General features: G+C 75.8%; 17 protein-coding genes. 12 read left to right on the forward strand and 5 right to left on the reverse strand.

The features are described from left to right. Positions 1-9 precede the first annotated feature (9 nt). Together AB1207_RS16005 and dapD are read right to left on the reverse strand one after the other, a co-directional pair. Positions 10-873 carry a hypothetical protein gene (locus tag AB1207_RS16005; RefSeq protein ID WP_367639391.1) on the reverse strand — a complete coding sequence of 288 codons (864 nt, stop codon included), beginning with the start codon at positions 871-873 and terminating at the stop codon, positions 10-12. Between the two features lie 94 nt (positions 874-967). Next, entirely contained in the window at positions 968-1,957 is a 990-nt protein-coding gene (gene dapD, locus AB1207_RS16010) for a 2,3,4,5-tetrahydropyridine-2,6-dicarboxylate N-succinyltransferase (RefSeq protein WP_367639392.1), read from the reverse strand. Between the two features lie 43 nt (positions 1,958-2,000). On the opposite strand from dapD, the gene dapE reads away from it, so the two are divergent. The 7 genes from dapE to AB1207_RS16045 all read left to right on the forward strand — a co-directional run bounded on the left by dapE (position 2,001) and on the right by AB1207_RS16045 (position 7,799). Beyond that, positions 2,001-3,149, forward strand: a complete 1,149-nt coding sequence (gene dapE, locus AB1207_RS16015) for a succinyl-diaminopimelate desuccinylase (RefSeq protein ID WP_437178957.1) — start codon at positions 2,001-2,003, stop codon at positions 3,147-3,149. After that, positions 3,146-3,787 carry an LOG family protein gene (locus AB1207_RS16020; protein ID WP_367639393.1) on the forward strand — a complete coding sequence of 214 codons (642 nt, stop codon included), beginning with the start codon at positions 3,146-3,148 and terminating at the stop codon, positions 3,785-3,787. Before dapE ends, AB1207_RS16020 begins: the two co-directional genes overlap by 4 nt. Beyond that, positions 3,784-4,065 (forward strand): DivIVA domain-containing protein, encoded by a 282-nt coding sequence (locus AB1207_RS16025; RefSeq protein ID WP_367639394.1) that lies wholly within the window; start codon positions 3,784-3,786, stop codon positions 4,063-4,065. The genes AB1207_RS16020 and AB1207_RS16025 overlap by 4 nt, the downstream gene beginning before the upstream one ends. Further along, the gene (locus AB1207_RS16030) at positions 4,044-4,571 is read left to right on the forward strand and encodes a hypothetical protein (protein WP_367639395.1); all 528 of its coding nucleotides are present in this window, start codon (positions 4,044-4,046) and stop codon (positions 4,569-4,571) included. Before AB1207_RS16025 ends, AB1207_RS16030 begins: the two co-directional genes overlap by 22 nt. After that, a complete protein-coding gene (locus tag AB1207_RS16035) occupies positions 4,568-5,809 on the forward strand; it encodes a putative hexosyltransferase (RefSeq protein ID WP_367639396.1) in 1,242 nt (413 codons plus the stop codon). Before AB1207_RS16030 ends, AB1207_RS16035 begins: the two co-directional genes overlap by 4 nt. A 156-nt stretch (positions 5,810-5,965) precedes the next feature. Then, positions 5,966-6,133: a DUF3117 domain-containing protein gene (locus tag AB1207_RS16040; protein WP_106210338.1), complete on the forward strand. Its 168-nt coding sequence runs from the start codon at positions 5,966-5,968 to the stop codon at positions 6,131-6,133. 103 nt (positions 6,134-6,236) lie between these two features. Continuing rightward, positions 6,237-7,799, forward strand: coding sequence for a leucyl aminopeptidase family protein (locus AB1207_RS16045; RefSeq protein WP_367639397.1), 1,563 nt, complete (start codon positions 6,237-6,239; stop codon positions 7,797-7,799). A gap of 9 nt (positions 7,800-7,808) precedes the next feature. On the opposite strand, the gene AB1207_RS16050 is transcribed toward AB1207_RS16045, so the two are convergent. Next, positions 7,809-8,465, reverse strand: a complete 657-nt coding sequence (locus AB1207_RS16050) for an O-methyltransferase (RefSeq protein ID WP_367639398.1) — start codon at positions 8,463-8,465, stop codon at positions 7,809-7,811. Between the two features lie 254 nt (positions 8,466-8,719). Between AB1207_RS16050 and sigE the strand changes: the two genes are divergently transcribed. Genes sigE through AB1207_RS16070 form a run of 4 tightly spaced genes read left to right on the forward strand, consistent with a single transcriptional unit; the run spans position 8,720 to position 11,849 of the window. Next, positions 8,720-9,439, forward strand: a complete 720-nt coding sequence (gene sigE / locus AB1207_RS16055; RefSeq protein ID WP_367639399.1) for an RNA polymerase sigma factor SigE — start codon at positions 8,720-8,722, stop codon at positions 9,437-9,439. After that, complete coding sequence (locus AB1207_RS16060) at positions 9,436-10,047, forward strand: anti-sigma factor family protein (RefSeq protein WP_367639400.1); 612 nt, start codon at positions 9,436-9,438, stop codon at positions 10,045-10,047. Before sigE ends, AB1207_RS16060 begins: the two co-directional genes overlap by 4 nt. Further along, positions 10,044-11,438, forward strand: coding sequence for a S1C family serine protease (locus AB1207_RS16065; RefSeq protein WP_367639401.1), 1,395 nt, complete (start codon positions 10,044-10,046; stop codon positions 11,436-11,438). The genes AB1207_RS16060 and AB1207_RS16065 overlap by 4 nt, the downstream gene beginning before the upstream one ends. Positions 11,439-11,447: 9 nt before the next feature. Beyond that, complete coding sequence (locus AB1207_RS16070) at positions 11,448-11,849, forward strand: twin-arginine translocase TatA/TatE family subunit (protein ID WP_367639402.1); 402 nt, start codon at positions 11,448-11,450, stop codon at positions 11,847-11,849. 24 nt (positions 11,850-11,873) lie between these two features. Here the strand turns inward: AB1207_RS16070 and AB1207_RS16075 are convergent, their stop codons facing one another. Continuing rightward, positions 11,874-13,028: a P-loop NTPase gene (locus tag AB1207_RS16075; protein WP_367639403.1), complete on the reverse strand. Its 1,155-nt coding sequence runs from the start codon at positions 13,026-13,028 to the stop codon at positions 11,874-11,876. Between the two features lie 89 nt (positions 13,029-13,117). On the opposite strand from AB1207_RS16075, the gene AB1207_RS16080 reads away from it, so the two are divergent. Continuing rightward, on the forward strand, positions 13,118-14,479 hold the full coding sequence (locus tag AB1207_RS16080) for a Gfo/Idh/MocA family protein (protein ID WP_367639404.1): 1,362 nt from the start codon (positions 13,118-13,120) through the stop codon (positions 14,477-14,479). Positions 14,480-14,499: 20 nt separating this feature from the next. Here AB1207_RS16080 and AB1207_RS16085 read toward each other — a convergent pair whose 3' ends face one another. After that, entirely contained in the window at positions 14,500-15,546 is a 1,047-nt protein-coding gene (locus tag AB1207_RS16085) for an NAD(P)-dependent alcohol dehydrogenase (RefSeq protein ID WP_367639405.1), read from the reverse strand. Positions 15,547-15,587 lie beyond the last annotated feature (41 nt).

Genomic DNA, 15,587 nt, shown 5'->3' on the forward strand with positions numbered 1-15,587 from the left:
CCGGCGCGCTCACGCGCCCAGGCGCACCTGGACGCCGCCCCGGGGGACCCCAGTGGCGGCGCTCGTCCAGCCGCGCCCGGACTCCTCGCGCGACCAGCGCGAACCCTCGACGCTGACCTCCGTCACGTCGTAGACCGAGGCGCTGGCCACGGACCAGCTCGCGACGGCCCAGGCCGTGCGCTGGGCGTCGTCCCCGCCCAGGGTGAACTCCACCGCCCGTCCTCGCGTCCCCGCGACCACCTCCGGTGCCGACGTCGTCACCTGGGTGCCGGCCGCGTCGGCGAAGCGCTGCGCCGCCGGGGCGAGTTCCACGTCGTCCCCGGACTCCTGCGACACCGGTGCCGGGCGCAGGTGGCAGGTGAAGCCGCCCGGGGTGTACCCCGTCAGGGCCGAGGCCACGAGCCGCGCCTCCGGTTCGTGGTCGCCGTAGGCGAGTGGGAAACCGCTGCGCTGCACGCGTTGTGCCGCATCGGTGACCGGCAGGTCGCGGTACCCCTCGACCTTGACCAGGGCGTCGTAGAAGGCGTTCGTCGCGTACACCGGGTCCTGCACCTGTTCCGGCGTTCCCCAGCCCTGGGAGGGCCGCTGCTGGAACAGGCCCAGGGAGTCGCGGTCGCCGTGGTCGAGGTTGCGCATCCCCGACTCCTGGACGATCGTCGCGATCCCGATCGTCGCCGCCCGCGCGGGCAGCCCCCGGCGGACGGCGATCCCGACGACCGTCGCGGCGTTCGCGGCCTGCTCGGGCGACATCGACGTGGACTCGCCGTCGACGCTGGCGCGGCAGCGCTCCACGACGACCGGCGCCTCGGGGTCGCGCGTCAGCCACACGACGCCACCGGCCACGACGACACCCGTCGCGACGAGCGCCGTCACCAGCCGGAGGCGACGGGTGTGCCGGGCGCCCGGGGACGGTCGACGCGAACGGGGACGGGAGCGGGGACGCGGGCGGGCTGGGGTGCCGGCCACCTCAGTTGGCGTGCAGCGCGGGGTTCAGCTCGACCCGGACGCCCTTGCGCGGCAGCGCCTCGACCTGACCCGTCTGGGAGTTGCGGCGGAACAGCAGCCCGTCCGAGCCCGACAGCGTGCGGGCCGACACGGTCTGCTGCACGGTGCCGTCCTCGCCCAGCAGGCTGACCTTCGTCCCGGCCGTGATGTACGTGCCGGCCTCCACGACGCAGTCGTCGCCCAGGCTGATGCCGGTGCCCGAGTTCGCGCCCAGCAGCGTCCGCTCGCCGATGCTGACGACCTGCTTGCCGCCGCCCGACAGCGTCCCCATGATCGAGGCGCCGCCGCCGACGTCGGACCCGTCGCCGACGACGACGCCCGCGGAGATGCGGCCCTCGACCATCGACGTGCCGGTGGTGCCGGCGTTGAAGTTCACGAACCCCTCGTGCATGACCGTCGTGCCGGCCGCCAGGTGCGCACCGAGGCGGACGCGGTCGGCGTCGGCGATGCGCACGCCCGTGGGCGTCACGTAGTCGGTCATGCGCGGGAACTTGTCGATGCCGAAGACGGTGACCGGCCCGACGTTCGCCCGCAGGGCCAGGCGGACCCGCTCGAAGTCGGCGACTGCGCACGGCCCGTGGTTCGTCCACACGACGTTGGCCAGGACGCCGAAGATCCCGTCGAGGTTCGCGCCGTGCGGGGCGACGAGCCGGTGCGAGAGCAGGTGCAGCCGCAGGTAGGCGTCGGCGGTGTCGGCCGGCGCGGCGTCGAGGTCGATGTCGACCGTCAGGACGCGCTGCCTGGTGCGGCGGTGGATGTCGTCGGTCTCCAGCGAGGCCAGCTCGGCCGGGACGCCGTAGGAGCTCGTCGTCGGCGCGGGGGCGAGCGCGGGGAAGGGGAACCAGACGTCGAGCACGGTGCCGTCCTCGGCGTACGTCGCGAGGCCGTGGCCCCACGCCCGACGGCTCTGCTCGGGGCTGGGCTGGGGGGACGGGGTGTTCGGCTCGCTCACGCGCTCGACCCTACAAGCGGGGCCCCTGGCTAGGGTGAGGTGCGTGAGCGTCCCCACCTCCACGCCCGTCACCCCGGCCGGTCCGCCGACCGACCTGAGCGACCCCGCCCTCGACGTCGTCGAGCTGGTCCGGCGGATCTGCGACATCCCCTCGGTCAGTGGTGACGAGCGCGCGCTGGCGGACGCCGTCGAGGCTGCGCTCAGCGCCCTTCCGGGGTTGGAGGTCGCGCGCGACGGCGACGCCGTCGTGGCCCGCACGACGCTGGGTCGTTCCGAGCGCGTCCTGCTCGCCGGCCACCTCGACACCGTGCCGCTGACGGATCCGCCGAACCTGCCGGTGCGGCGCGAGCAGCACCCCGTCGACGGCGACGTCCTGGTCGGCCGCGGCACGTGCGACATGAAGGGCGGTGTCGGCGTCCAGCTCGCGCTCGCCCGCCGCGTGGCCGCGGCGGGGGAGGACCTCACCCGCGACGTGACGTTCGTCTTCTACGACCACGAGGAGGTCGAGGCCGCCCGCAACGGCCTGGGCCGGCTCGCCCGGAACCACCCCGAGCTGCTCGCCGCGGACTTCGCGGTGCTGCTCGAACCGTCCTCGGCCGTCGTCGAGGGCGGCTGCAACGGAACCCTGCGCGCCGAGGTGACGACGACGGGCAAGGCCGCGCACTCTGCCCGGCCCTGGCGCGGGCACAACGCCATCCACGACGCCGCGCCCGTCCTGGCCCGCCTGGCGGCCTACGCGCCGCGGGAGGTCGACGTCGAGGGCCTGGTGTTCCGCGAGGCGCTCAACGCCGTCCTGGTCAGCGGCGGCATCGCGGGCAACGTCATCCCCGACCGCTGCACGGTCACGGTGAACTACCGGTTCGCGCCGTCGCTGGACGCCGCCGGCGCGCAGGCGCACGTGCGCGAGGTGTTCGACGGGTTCGCCGTGGAGGTCACCGACGTCGCCGAGGGCGCCCGGCCGGGGCTGCACCTGCCGGCCGCCGCCGACTTCGTGGCCCGCACGGGCACGACCCCGCTGCCCAAGTACGGCTGGACCGACGTGGCGCGCTTCTCGGCCCTCGGCGTGCCCGCCGTGAACTACGGGCCCGGCGACAACGCGACGGCCCACGCCGACGACGAGCGGTGCCGCACGGCCGAGGTCGAGCAGTGCCTGGAGGTCCTCTCGGGCTGGCTGCTGGACGGCGCCCGGTGAGCACGATCTGCCTGTACGGCAGCGCCTCCGGCGGCATCGACCCCGCGCACGTCGAGCTGGCCGCCACCGTCGGGCGCCGCATCGGCGAACGCGGTCACGACCTCGTCTACGGCGGGGGCGGCACGTCCGTCATGGGGGCCGCGGAGGCCGCCGCGCGGGCCGCCGGTGCCCGCACGACGGGCGTCATGCCGCAGGCCCTGATGGACCTGGAACTGCCGCCGCAGGGCCTGGGTGAACTCGTCGTCACGGGCGACATGCGCGAGCGCAAGGCGCAGATGGACGCCCGCGCCGACGCGTTCGTCGTGCTGCCCGGGGGCCTCGGGACGCTCGAGGAGCTCTTCGAGATCTGGGTCGCCCGCACCATCGGCCTGCACACCAAACCCCTGGCCGTCCTGGACAGCGCGGGGCACTACGCCGGGCTGAAGACATGGCTGGAGACGCTCGTCGACTCCGGGTTCGCGCGTCCGCTGGTCTTCGACTGCATCTGCTGGACCGAGGACGTGGAGGAGGCCCTCGACCACCTCGAGACCGCTCCGCGGGACCGGGTGTCGCTGCCCAGTTCGGAGATCGTCGGGTCGTTCGCGGTCTTCCCGACCGACGGGGAGACCGAGCCCGCGGACGGGGGACCCGCGTCGTGACCCTGTTCCTGCTCGTCCTCGTGCTGCTGGCCGTCGGCGCCGTCGTGGCCGTCGTCACCGGCCGCGTCGGTGGGGGCATGGGCCCCGCCACGTCCACGCGGCCCCACCGCGGCCTGCCCGAGGGTCCCGTGGTGGCCTCCGACGTCGACGCCGTGCGGTTCTCCCTGGGCCTGCGGGGGTACCGGATGGACGAGGTCGACGCGGTCCTGGACCGGCTGCGCGAGGAGATCCGCGAACGCGACGAGGAGCTGGCGGCGTGGCGGACGGCCGAGGAGTGAGCCGGCCGGGCCCGCAGGGGCGCCTCGTGGAGTTCACGGCGTCCGCGGTCGTCACCGGCCGCGTCAAGCACGTCTTCGACGTCCTCACCGACTGGCCGCGGCAGACGGCGTGGGTGCCGGCGACCGTCGTGGCGCGGGCGCAGGACAGCCCCGTCGCCGCCGTGGGGGAGCGCTTCGTCGGGACGACGACGTTCGGCCCGTTCGTCCTCGTCGACGCCATGGAGGTGGTCGACCGCGTCCCGCCGGACGGGACCGAGGGACCGGGCGCGGTCGGCCGGGTGCGCGTCGCCAAGACCGGCGACGTCTTCGGCGGCGACGTCGACATCGTCGTCGCCCCCGCCGGGCCCGGTCGCGTCCGCGTGGACTGGACCGAGCGGATCCTCGTCCGGCCGCGCTGGCTGGCCCGGCTCGCAGGTCTAGGCGGGCCCGTCCCGGGCCTGGTCGGCAAGCTCGCCTTCGAGGCGGTGCTGCGGACCGCCTCGGACGACCTGCGCGGTCCGTCGTGACGGCGGTCGACGCCTCGGGGGGCCTGCGGCTGGGGCTGCGGAGCCGACTGCTGCTCCGCTGGCTGCGGCTGCCCGTGGCCGTGCGCGTCCTCGTCGTCTACGCGGCCGCGCGCCTGTTCACCGCCGTCGTCCTGGCCGAGGTCGCCCGGTTCCAGCCCGAGAGCACGTGGACCCCGGCGAACCCCGGCTACGGCGACATGCTCGGGCTCTGGGACGCCACCTGGTACGAGAAGATCGCGACCGAGGGCTACCCCGGCGCCGTCCCGCTCGGTCAGGCCGGCGACCCGCAGCAGTCGGCGCTCGCGTTCTACCCCGTCGCGCCGCTGCTCGCGCGGCTGCTCATGACGACGGGCCTGTCCTTCGGGGCGGCCGGGGCGCTCGTCTCCCTCGTCGCGGGGGCCGCCGCGGCCGTGGGGGTCGAGGCGCTGCTGCGCCGGACGCTGCGGACGCGCGTGAGCGCCACCCTGGCCCGCCGCGGGGCCTGGAGCGGCGCGGTCCTGTTCTGCGTCACCCCGCCCGCGCTCGTCTACCAGGTGCCGTACACCGAGGGGCCGGCCCTCGCCCTGCTCGTGGCGTTCCTGCTCTGCCTGCAGCGCGGTCGCTACCTGCCGGCGGCCCTGCTCGCGCTGCTGCTGGGGCTGACGCGCCCCGTCGCCGTCCCGCTGTCCGTGGTCGTCGTGGTGCACCTGGGGCTGCGCGCGTGGGCCGGCCACCGGGCCGGGACGGTCCTCGGCGGTCGCGAGGCCGTGCGGGGCCTGGGCCTGCTCGCGGCCTCCGGCACGGCGGGCCTGCTGTGGCCCTTCACCGCCTGGCAGCTCACGGGGCAGCCGGACGCCTACACGGCGACGATGGGCGCCTGGCGCGCGGGCGGGGAGGTCGTCCCGCTCAAGCCCTGGTGGGGGATCTCGCAGTACGTCCTCGGGCCCGTCGGCCCCCTCGTCCTCGTGGCCGGCGTCGCCGCCTACGCGGCCTGGCTGCTGTCGCGGCGCACGCGGGCGCTCGGGCCGGAGCTGCGCGCCTGGTGCCTGGCCTACGTCGGGTACCTGCTGCTCGTGCTCGACCCGTTCACCAGCCTGTTCCGCTACCTGGTCTTCCTCTTCCCCCTCGGGGCGCTCGTCGGGCTGCGGCCGGGCCGGCGCGTCCCGATCACGGGCTGGGTCGTCTGCTGCCTGGCGCTGCAGGTCGTCTGGGTCGCGTGGCTGTGGCGCTTCTCACCCCCCGCGGACTGGCCGCCGTGACCGGGGTGCACCCCTTGCCGTGACCTGACGGTGATCCTCCGGCGAGCCCCTGCGCCCGCCCGACCGGTCCGGTGGGGGATGATGTACGTCAACACGTCCTCCGCGGCACCCGGCCGCGGATGACGCGCGCACGCGACGACGAGAGGGAGCACGCCGATGGCGGCCATGAAGCCGAGGACCGGGGACGGTCCGCTGGAGGTCACCAAGGAAGGACGTGGCATCGTCCTGCGGATGCCGCTGGAGGGTGGTGGCCGGCTCGTGGTGGAGATGACGCCCGACGAGGCCAAGGCCCTCGGGGAGGCCATCACCTCGGTCGTGGGCTGAGGGACGGAACGGGGCGGGTACCGGAACGGGTACCCGCCCCGACCCGTCTCCCCAGCCGTCCGCACCGCGCCCCCGCGCCCGCCCGCGAGAGTCAGGAACCCCTGTGAGCACCGAGACCGTGACCGCCGCCGCCCCGGACCTGCGCCGCTGGACCCCGCCCACCGTCGAGGTGCGGCGCGGGGGTGTCCTCGGGGCCGACCTCGGGGGCTTCGACGTCCTGGCCGTCCCGGTCGCCGCGGGGGAGGGCGCCGACGCCCCGCTCCAGCCGCGTCCCGGCGCCGCCGACGCCGCCGTCCGGTACGGGATCGACCTGGCCGCCGCGTGCACGGCCGAGGGGTTCACCGGTCGCGCCGCGCAGACGACGCGCCTGCCGGTGCCCGCGCCGCAGGGCAGCCCGCGCCGCCTCCTCGTGGTCGGCGTGGGCGACTCCTCGCCCACCGCCCTGCGCCGCAGCGGGGCGGCCCTGGCCCGCGCCGTCGGCAGCGCCTCCGGCGACGTCGCCACCACGCTCGCCGACGGCGTCGGCAGCGCGGGTGCGCGCGCCTTCGTCGAGGGGTTCCTCCTCGCCTCCTACGTCCCGCCGGTCAGCGGCCGCCGCGCCGCGACCGCCCCGGCCCCCCGGCGCCTGCTGCTGCTCGGCGCCGTCGACGCGGCCGACGTCCGGCACGCCGAGGTGAGCGCCGGGGCGACGGTCCTGACGCGCGACCTCGCCGCCACGCCGTCCAACCTCAAGGACCCGCAGTGGATGACGGCCCAGGCCCTCGAGGTCGCGGCCGGTCTGCGCCTGAAGGTGGAGGTGCGCGACGAGGACCGGCTGCGCCGCGAGGGGTTCGGCGGCCTGCTGGCCGTCGGTGCCGGGTCGGCGTCCTCCCCGGCCCTCGTGCAGGTGGGCTGGACCCCGCGCGCCCGGCCGGACGCCCCGCACGTCGTCCTCGTCGGCAAGGGCATCACGTACGACACGGGCGGGCTGGGCATCAAGCCGCGCGAGTCGATGGTCGCCATGAAGACGGACATGGCCGGCTCGGCCGCCGTGCTGGCCGTCGTCGCCGCGGCGGCCCGGCTCAAGCTGCCCGTCAAGGTGACGGGGCTGCTCGCCCTGGCGGAGAACGCCTTCGGCGCGGCGGCCTACCGTCCCGGCGACGTCGTGACGCACTACGGCGGCCGGACGACCGAGGTCAACAACACCGACGCCGAGGGCCGGGTCGTGCTCGGTGACGCGCTGGCCTACGCCGACGCCGTCCTGCGCCCCGACGTCCTCGTGGACGTGGCGACCCTGACGGGCGCGGCGACGCTGGGGCTCGGCAAGCGGCACGCAGCCCTCTACTCCGGCGACGCCGAGCTCGTCGCCCAGCTCGAGGCCGCGGCCGCGGCCTCGGGGGAGCGCGTGTGGCACATGCCGCTCGTCGAGGACTACGTGTCCGCGCTGGACTCCGACGTCGCCGACGCCCGCCAGGTGACGACCACCCCCGGCCACGGCGGCGGGTCGATCGTGGCGGCGCTCTTCCTGCGGCCCTTCACGGGCGGGCGGCGCTGGGCCCACCTCGACATCGCCGGCACCGGTCGCGCCGACGGGCCCGAGCACGAGGTCGTCAAGGGCGCCACGGGGTACGGCGCCCGCCTGCTCCTGGAGTGGCTGGAGACGTCGGTGGCGGCCGGGGCGCGCTGAGGGGGCCCGTCAGCCGTTCTTGACGGCGAGCAGCAGCCCGTCGCCCGAGGGCACCAGCGTGGGGAACCAGTTGCCGTCCTCCAGGACGACGCGGGCGACCTCGCGCTGGGCGGCGGTCGAGGCGTCGCGCGCGGCGGGGTCGGTGACCCGGCCCTTCCACAGCGCGTCGTCGACGACGAGGAGACCGCCCGCGCGCAGCAACCGGTGGGCCTGCTCGAGGTAGGCGCTGTTCTCGCGCTCGTCGCCGTCGAGCAGGACGAGGTCGTAGGTGGCGTCGGTGAGGCGGGGCAGGACCTCCAGGGCCCGGCCGTTGATGAAGCGGGCGCGGTTGCTGCGGATGCCGTCCTCGGCGACCGCCTCGCGCGCGGCGCGCTGGGCCTCGCCGTCGGGGTCGATCGTCGTGACGACACCGTCCTCGCCCGTGCCGCGCAGCAGGCTGAGCAGCGAAACGCCGGTGCCCGTCCCGACCTCGACCACCGTGCGGGCGCGGGCGGCCGCGGCGAGCACCGTGAGGGTGGCGGCGACGCCGGGGGAGACGGCTTCGACGCCCAGCTCGGCGGCCCGGGCCCGGGCCCGCTGCAGCACCTCGTCCTCGGGGACGAACTGCTCGGCGTAGGCCCAGCTGGCGGGCTGCTTGCTGGACGGGCGAGACGAGGGCGTCGGCACGTGCGCACTGTAGAGCACCGCCGTTCGTGACCCCCGGTGGCCGGACCGTGGCTCCCCGTGAGGGGGCCCTGCGGACGGTGCCCCGCCCGTGCCGGGGCTGCGCAGGACCTGTGCAGGTTCCCGCCGTTCACCCGGTCGGCGGGGTCCGGGGGCTGACCGGGGAACCGCGCAGGTCAGACCTCCGTTGGACCCTTCGACGCCGACCGGCTGGACCTGCCGGCGGTGACTGGCCGAGACGATGGGAGTGGGAGAGCATGGGAGCACTGGCGGTGCCGTTCGCGGCCCCCTTCCCCGCCCGTTCCAGGAGGAACCCCGTGAGCGACGACACCGGCGACACCGCCGGTCGACCGGTGCCCGTGGTGCCGGGACTGCCGCACGTCGAGGACCCCGCGACGCTGTCCCCGGCCGTCGCCGCCTCGACCTGGGTCCCCCCGACGTGGGAGGAGGTCGTCCGCGACCACTCCGCGCGGGTCTACCGCCTCGCCTACCGGCTGACGGGCAACCGGCACGACGCCGAGGACCTCACGCAGGAGGTCTTCGTCCGCGTCTTCCGGTCGCTGTCGAACTACCAGCCCGGCACCTTCGAGGGCTGGCTGCACCGCATCACGACGAACCTGTTCCTCGACCAGGTCCGCCGCAAGCAGCGCATCCGCTTCGACGCCCTGGCCGAGGACGCCGGCGAGAAGCTGGCCAGCACCGACATCGGTCCCGAGCGCGCCTACGAGCACCGCAACCTCGACGACGACGTCCAGCGCGCGCTGGACGCGCTGCCGCCGGACTTCCGGGCGGTCGTCGTCCTGTGCGACATCGAGGGCCTGTCCTACGAGGAGATCGCAGCGACGCTCGGCGTGAAGCTGGGGACGGTGCGCTCGCGGATCCACCGCGGTCGCGCCCAGCTGCGTGCCGCCCTCGCCCACCGGGCCCCGCGCCCGGGCACGGCCCCGCAGCTGGCCTACGGCGAGGAGCGACCGTGAGCGGACCGCACCTCGGCGCGCGGGTGACCGCACTCGTCGACGGGCGGCTCGCCACGGACGCCGAAGCCCGCGCCCACGACCACGTCCGGGCGTGCCCGGACTGCTCCGACGCCCTCGAGGCCGAACGGCTGGTCCGGGCGCGCCTGCACGCCCTGGGCGAGCCGGAGCTGTCGGAGGACCTCGTGGTCAGGCTGCTGCAGATCGGTGGCCCCTCCGGTCCGCTCCCGCCGCGCGACGCCCCGATGGCGAACCCGGCGCGGCCCGTCGTCGGGGTGGCGCCGCCCTCGCGCACCGACCCCGTGCGGTCGCGGTCCTCGCGCGGCCCGGCCGGCCGCGCCGTCCGCCGTGTGCGGCGCCGTCCCGTGGCGGCCGCGCTCGCCGGGACCTTCTCCCTCCTCGGGGCGGGCATCGCCGGGGTCCTCGTCCTCGGCGGGCTGCCCGGTGGCGGGCAGGCCCCGGTGGCCGAGCTCCGGACGACCCCCTCGTCCGCGCCGTCGTCGGCGGGCTTCACGCCCGGGTCGGACGCGCCCGGGACGGCCACGGTCAGCCGCGTGCAGCCCTCCGGGCCGGCGACGCCGACCGCGAGCCCCACGACGACCGCTCCGTGAGCGACCCGTACGGCACGGGCGCGCCCGACCCCCGCCGCGACGAGGGCGGTCGCCCCGACCCGTGGGCGGCGCCCGGTCACGACGGCCGGTCCGCCGATGGACCCTGGCGCCCGGCCGACGCGTGGGGCCAGGCGCCCGCCGGTCCGCAGCAGCCCGCCGGCCACGACGCCTTCCCGCCCCCCTACGACCCCTACCGGGCCGGTCCGGCCGTGCCCCAGGCCGCCCGGCCCGAACCCTTCGGTCTGCTCCCCGCGCAGGGATCCGAGCCGTGGCCACCGCCCGCCCCCCGCTCGCGGCGTTCGCCGGCGCGCTGGATCGGCGCCGGATCCCTCGTGCTCGTGCTGGGGGTCGTCGGCGGCTTCGCCGGTGGCCTGCTGCAGGACGAGCTGTCCGACGGCTCCGGCGGGACCTACCCGGGGGTGTCGCTGCCCTCGCCGTCGGCCGGGTCGACGCAGCGGGCCGCCGGGTCCGTGGCGGGCATCGCGGCCGCCGCGCTGCCGAGCGTCGTCGCGCTCCAGGTGCAGGGCTCGCAGGGCTCGGGCACCGGGTCGGGCTTCGTGCTGGACGCGCCCACCGACGGCGGCAGCTTCGTCCTCACCAACAACCACGTCGTGGCCGGGGCGGCCACCGACGGCATCGTCGTCGTCTTCCAGGACGGCCAGCAGGCCCGGGGCCGCGTCGTCGGCGCGGACTCCTCCTACGACCTCGCGGTCGTGCGCGTGGACCGCACGGGCCCGCGCGCCCTGCCGTTCGGCGACTCCTCCAGCGTGGTCGTGGGTGACCCGGTCGTCGCCGTCGGGGCACCGCTCGGCCTGCAGGGCACCGTGACCGAGGGGATCGTCTCGGCGCTCAACCGCCCGGTGACGGCGGGGGAGTCCCAGGACGAGACCTCCTACATCCAGGCCATCCAGACCGACGCCGCGATCAACCCGGGGAACTCCGGCGGGCCGCTGCTCAACGCGGCCGGCGAGGTGATCGGCGTCAACTCGGCCATCGCGGCGCTCCCCGGCGCCGGGGGGCAGGCGCCGACGGGCAGCATCGGGCTGGGGTTCTCCATCCCCTCCGAGCAGGCCCGGCGCACCGCCGAGCAGCTCATCCAGACCGGCCGCGCCGTCCACCCCGTCATCAAGGTCTCCCTCGACGGGACCTACCAGGGGCAGGGCGTGCGCATCGTCGACCAGCCCGGCGCCGTCACGCCCGGCGGTCCGGGGGACCGCGCGGGGCTGCAGCCCGGGGACGTCGTGCTGGCCATCGACGGCCGTCCCGTGACCGAACCGTCCGAGCTGATCGTCGACATCCGCGCCCGCGAGCCCGGCGAGACGGTGACGCTGTCCGTCCGCAGAGGTGGAGAGACGGTGGACGTGCCGGTCACCCTGGAAGCCGACGGTTAGGATCGCCCCGTGTTCGGCATCAACGGGGGCGAGTTCCTCGTCCTCCTCGTCGTGGCGCTGGTGGTCCTCGGTCCCGAGCGGCTGCCGCACTACGCCGAGCAACTGGCAGGTCTGGTCAAGTCCGCGCGTCGCTTCGCCAAGGGGGCTCAGGCCCAGATGCGCGAGGAACTCGGTCCCGAGTTCGACGACATCGACTGGCAGAAGCTGGACCCGCGGCAGTACGACCCCCGGCGCATCGTCCGCGAGGCCCTCACCGAGGCGTGGAACGACGACGACGACGAACCGGTGGCCGCGAAGTCGACTCCCCCCGCGTCGTCCGGTGCGGCCACGGGAAGTGGGGTCGACCTCGGCAAGAAGTCGGCCGAGCCGGCCAAGGCCTCCCCGGCGCCCTACGACGAGGACGCCACCTGACGCGCCCCGCCCGACCCGACCGGGTCAGGCGACGCTGACGCCGAGCCGGCGTCCCGCGAGGCCGCGGGGTCGCCGGGCCAGCGTGCGCGCGAGGTCGCGCAGCACGACGGCCGCCGGCGCGTCGGGGTGGGACAGCACGACCGGCGTTCCCGCGTCCCCGCCCTCGCGCAGCACGACGTCCATCGGGACCTGCGCCAGCAGCGGCACCGACGTCCCCAGGCGCTCCGTCAGCGACGTCGCGACGGCCTGACCGCCGCCGGAGCCGAAGACCTCCAGGCGCTGCCCGTCCGGCAGTTCCAGCCAGCTCATGTTCTCCACGACGCCGACGACCCGCTGCTCGGTCTGCGAGGCCACCGACCCGGCGCGCTCGGCCACCTCGGCGGCCGCTACCTGCGGCGTCGTGACGACGAGGACCTCGGCCCCCGGCAGCAGCTGGCCCACGCTGATGGCGATGTCGCCCGTGCCCGGGGGCAGGTCGAGCAGGAGGACGTCGAGGTCGCCCCAGTGCACCTCGGAGGCGAACTGCTGCAGCGCCCGGTGCAGCATCGGCCCGCGCCAGGCGACGGGCTGGTTGCCCGGGACGAACATCCCGATCGAGATGACCTTCACTCCGTGCGCCACGGGCGGGATGATCATGTCCTCGACCTTGGTCGGCGTGCCGCGGACGTCGAGCAGCCGCGGGATCGAGAAGCCGTGGACGTCGGCGTCCAGGAGACCGACCCGCAGGCCGTCGGCGGCCATCGCGGCCGCGAGGTTCGCCGTGACGCTCGACTTGCCGACCCCGCCCTTGCCCGAGGCGACCGCGTAGACGCGGGTGAGGTTGCCGGCGTCGTTGAAGGGGATGGTGGGGGCCGCACCCGTGGTGCCGCGCACCTTGGCGGTCAGCTCGCGGCGCTGCTCGGAGGTCATCTCCCCGAGGTGCACGCGCACCCCGCGGGCGCCGTCCACCGTCCGCACGGCGGCGGTGACCTCCCGGGTGAGCGTGTCGCGCATGGGGCAGCCGGCGGTGGTCAGCAGGATGCGGACGTCGACGAGGCCGGCCTCGTCGACGTCGACCCCGTCGACCATGCCGAGGTCGGTGATGGGGCGGTGCAGTTCGGGGTCGTCGACGGTGCGCAGGGCCTGCAGGACCTCCGCGCGCACGCTCTGGGGACCGGGCGTGGGCGGGGTGGTGGACATGGGGCCAGCCTACGTGGCGCCTTGACCCCGGCCCGGGGCGGTGGAAGGGTGTGCCGGAAAGCGCTTGCCCGCCGTCGAGGAGGACGTCCGTGCCCAGCCCCCGTCGCTACGCCCTGGTGGGCGCCGGCTCCCGCGCGACGATGTACGTGGACGCCCTCGCCGGGCCGCACGCCGGTGACGGCGAGCTCGTCGCCCTCGCCGACACCAACCCCGGGCGGGCCGCCCTGCACGCCCGCCGGTACGCCGCGGCGGGACGCCCCGCGCCGGAGCTGGTCGACCCCGCGCAGCTGGCGGACACCGTGCGCCGGCTCGGGATCGACCGCGTCGTCGTCACCACGCCCGACCACACCCATGCCGACGTCGTCGTCGCGGCCCGCGACGCAGGCGCGGACGCCGTGGTCGAGAAGCCCCTGACGACGACGCAGGAGGGGGTGCGCCGCATCGCCGAGGCCGTCGAGCGGACGGGCCGCGACGTCCTCGTGACGTTCAACTACCGGTACGCGCCGCGGAACACCGCGCTGCGGCAGGTCATCGCCGACGGCGGGATCGGGACGGTGACGAGCGTGCACTTCGAGTGGGTGCTCGACACCGCCCACGGCGCCGACTACTTCCGCCGCTGGCACCGCCAGAAGGAGAACTCCGGCGGGCTGCTCGTGCACAAGAGCTCCCACCACTTCGACCTCGTCAACTGGTGGACCCAGGGGGTGCCCGGGCGCGTGTTCGCCAGCGGCGGCCTGCGGTTCTACGGCGCGGCGAACGCCGCCGCGCGCGGGGTCGGTCCCCGCCCCGAGCGGGGGACGTCGCAGGCCGGACGCGCCGACGCCTTCTCCCTCGACCTGGCCGCCGACCCGAAGCTGCGCGAGCTGTACCTCGAGAACGAGCAGCACGACGGCTACCTGCGCGACCGCGACGTCTTCGACGAGGGCATCACCATCGAGGACAACCTCGCCCTCGTGGTGGACTCCGCCGTGCCGGGCGGCACGGCGACCCTGTCGTACGCCCTCAACGCGCACTCGCCGTGGGAGGGCTACGTCGTCGCGGTGAACGGCACCCGCGGCCGCGCGGAGCTGACCGTCGTCGAGCGGGGGGAGGTGCCCCTGGCCGAGGGCCGCCGGCAGGTCGACCCGAGCATGCACCCCGAGGACGTCGAGGCCGGGACGGGGGTGCGGCCGGTCTCCGAGCGGCTCCTCGTGCAGCGGCACTTCGAGGCGGCGCACGAGGTGCCGATCCCGGTGGGGGAGGGCGGCCACGGCGGCGGCGACGCCCTCCTGCTGCGCGACGTGTTCGCCGGGCCCGTACCGGACCCGTTGCACCGCACCGCTTCCTGGCGCGACGGGGTGCGCTCGGTCGTCGTCGGGATCGCCGCCAACCGCTCGCTGGAGACGGGGCAGGCCGTGCGCGTCGACGACCTCGACCTCGGCCCCGCCGCCGCGGCCCTCGCTCGCCCCTGACCCCACGCGGATGAGGGGGGTCAGCGGGAGGGGACGACCACGGCGCGGCCGGTGAGGGTGCCGGCGTGCAGCCGCTCGTACGCCTGCGGCGCCTCCTCGAGGGAGAACGTCTCGGTGTGCACGTCGAGGACGCCCTGGTGGGCGAGCTCGACGAGCTCGATCAGCTCGCTGCGCGAACCCCAGTAGGGCACCGCGACCGACGCCTCGTAGGCCTGCCGGAAGAACCCGACCTGCGCGGCCGCCGGCCGGGAGGAGATGCCGACGATCGTGACGTCGGACTCGACGTCGGCGAGCGCCATCGCGGTGTCGATGGTCGGCTGCGCGCCGACGAAGTCCAGGACGAGCTGGGCGCCGCGGCCGCCGAGCAGCGCGCGGACGTTCCGGGCGGCGTCGGCGTCGGACAGCACGACGTCGTGGGCGCCGACCGAGGAGGCGAACGCCAGCTTCTCCTCGCTGACGTCGAGGGCGACGACGCGGGCGGGGGACAGCACCCGCAGCAGCTGGATCGCGACGTGCCCGAGGCCGCCGGCCCCGATGACGACGGCCGTGGAGCCGGCCCGCAGCTTCGGCAGCGACCGCTTGACCGCGTGGTACGGCGTGAGGCCGGCGTCGGTGAGGGGGACGGTGGCGACGGGGTCGAGGTCGCCGATCGGCACGAGGTGGCGCGGGGAGTCGACGAGCATGAACTCCGCGAGGGCGCCCGGGGCGCCCAGACCGGGCGGGGCGATGCCGAGGTCGGCGGCGCGCGGGCAGTAGTTCTCCTTGCCCTGGGCGCACTGGTGGCACGTCCCGCAGCCCCACGGGCCGTAGACGACGACGTTCGTGCCGACCTCGACGCCCTCGGCGCCGGGGCCGAGCTCGACGACCCGGCCGGCCCCCTCGTGGCCGAGGGTGAGCGGCAGGCCGTAGGTGTACTGGTCCTCGGGCAGGCCCATGACGAAGTCGTCGGAGTGGCAGATCCCGGCGGCGGTCACCTCGAGCAGGACCTGACCGGGCCCGGGCGTCGGCTTCTCGACCTCGACGACCTCGGGGGCCGCTCCGATCCGGCGGTACTGGACTGCGCGCACGACGGCGTTCCTCTCCTCGACGGCTGGTCCGTCGAGGCTAC

The sequence above is a fragment of the Kineococcus endophyticus genome, from assembly GCF_040796495.1.
Lineage (GTDB): Bacteria > Actinomycetota > Actinomycetes > Actinomycetales > Kineococcaceae > Kineococcus > Kineococcus endophyticus.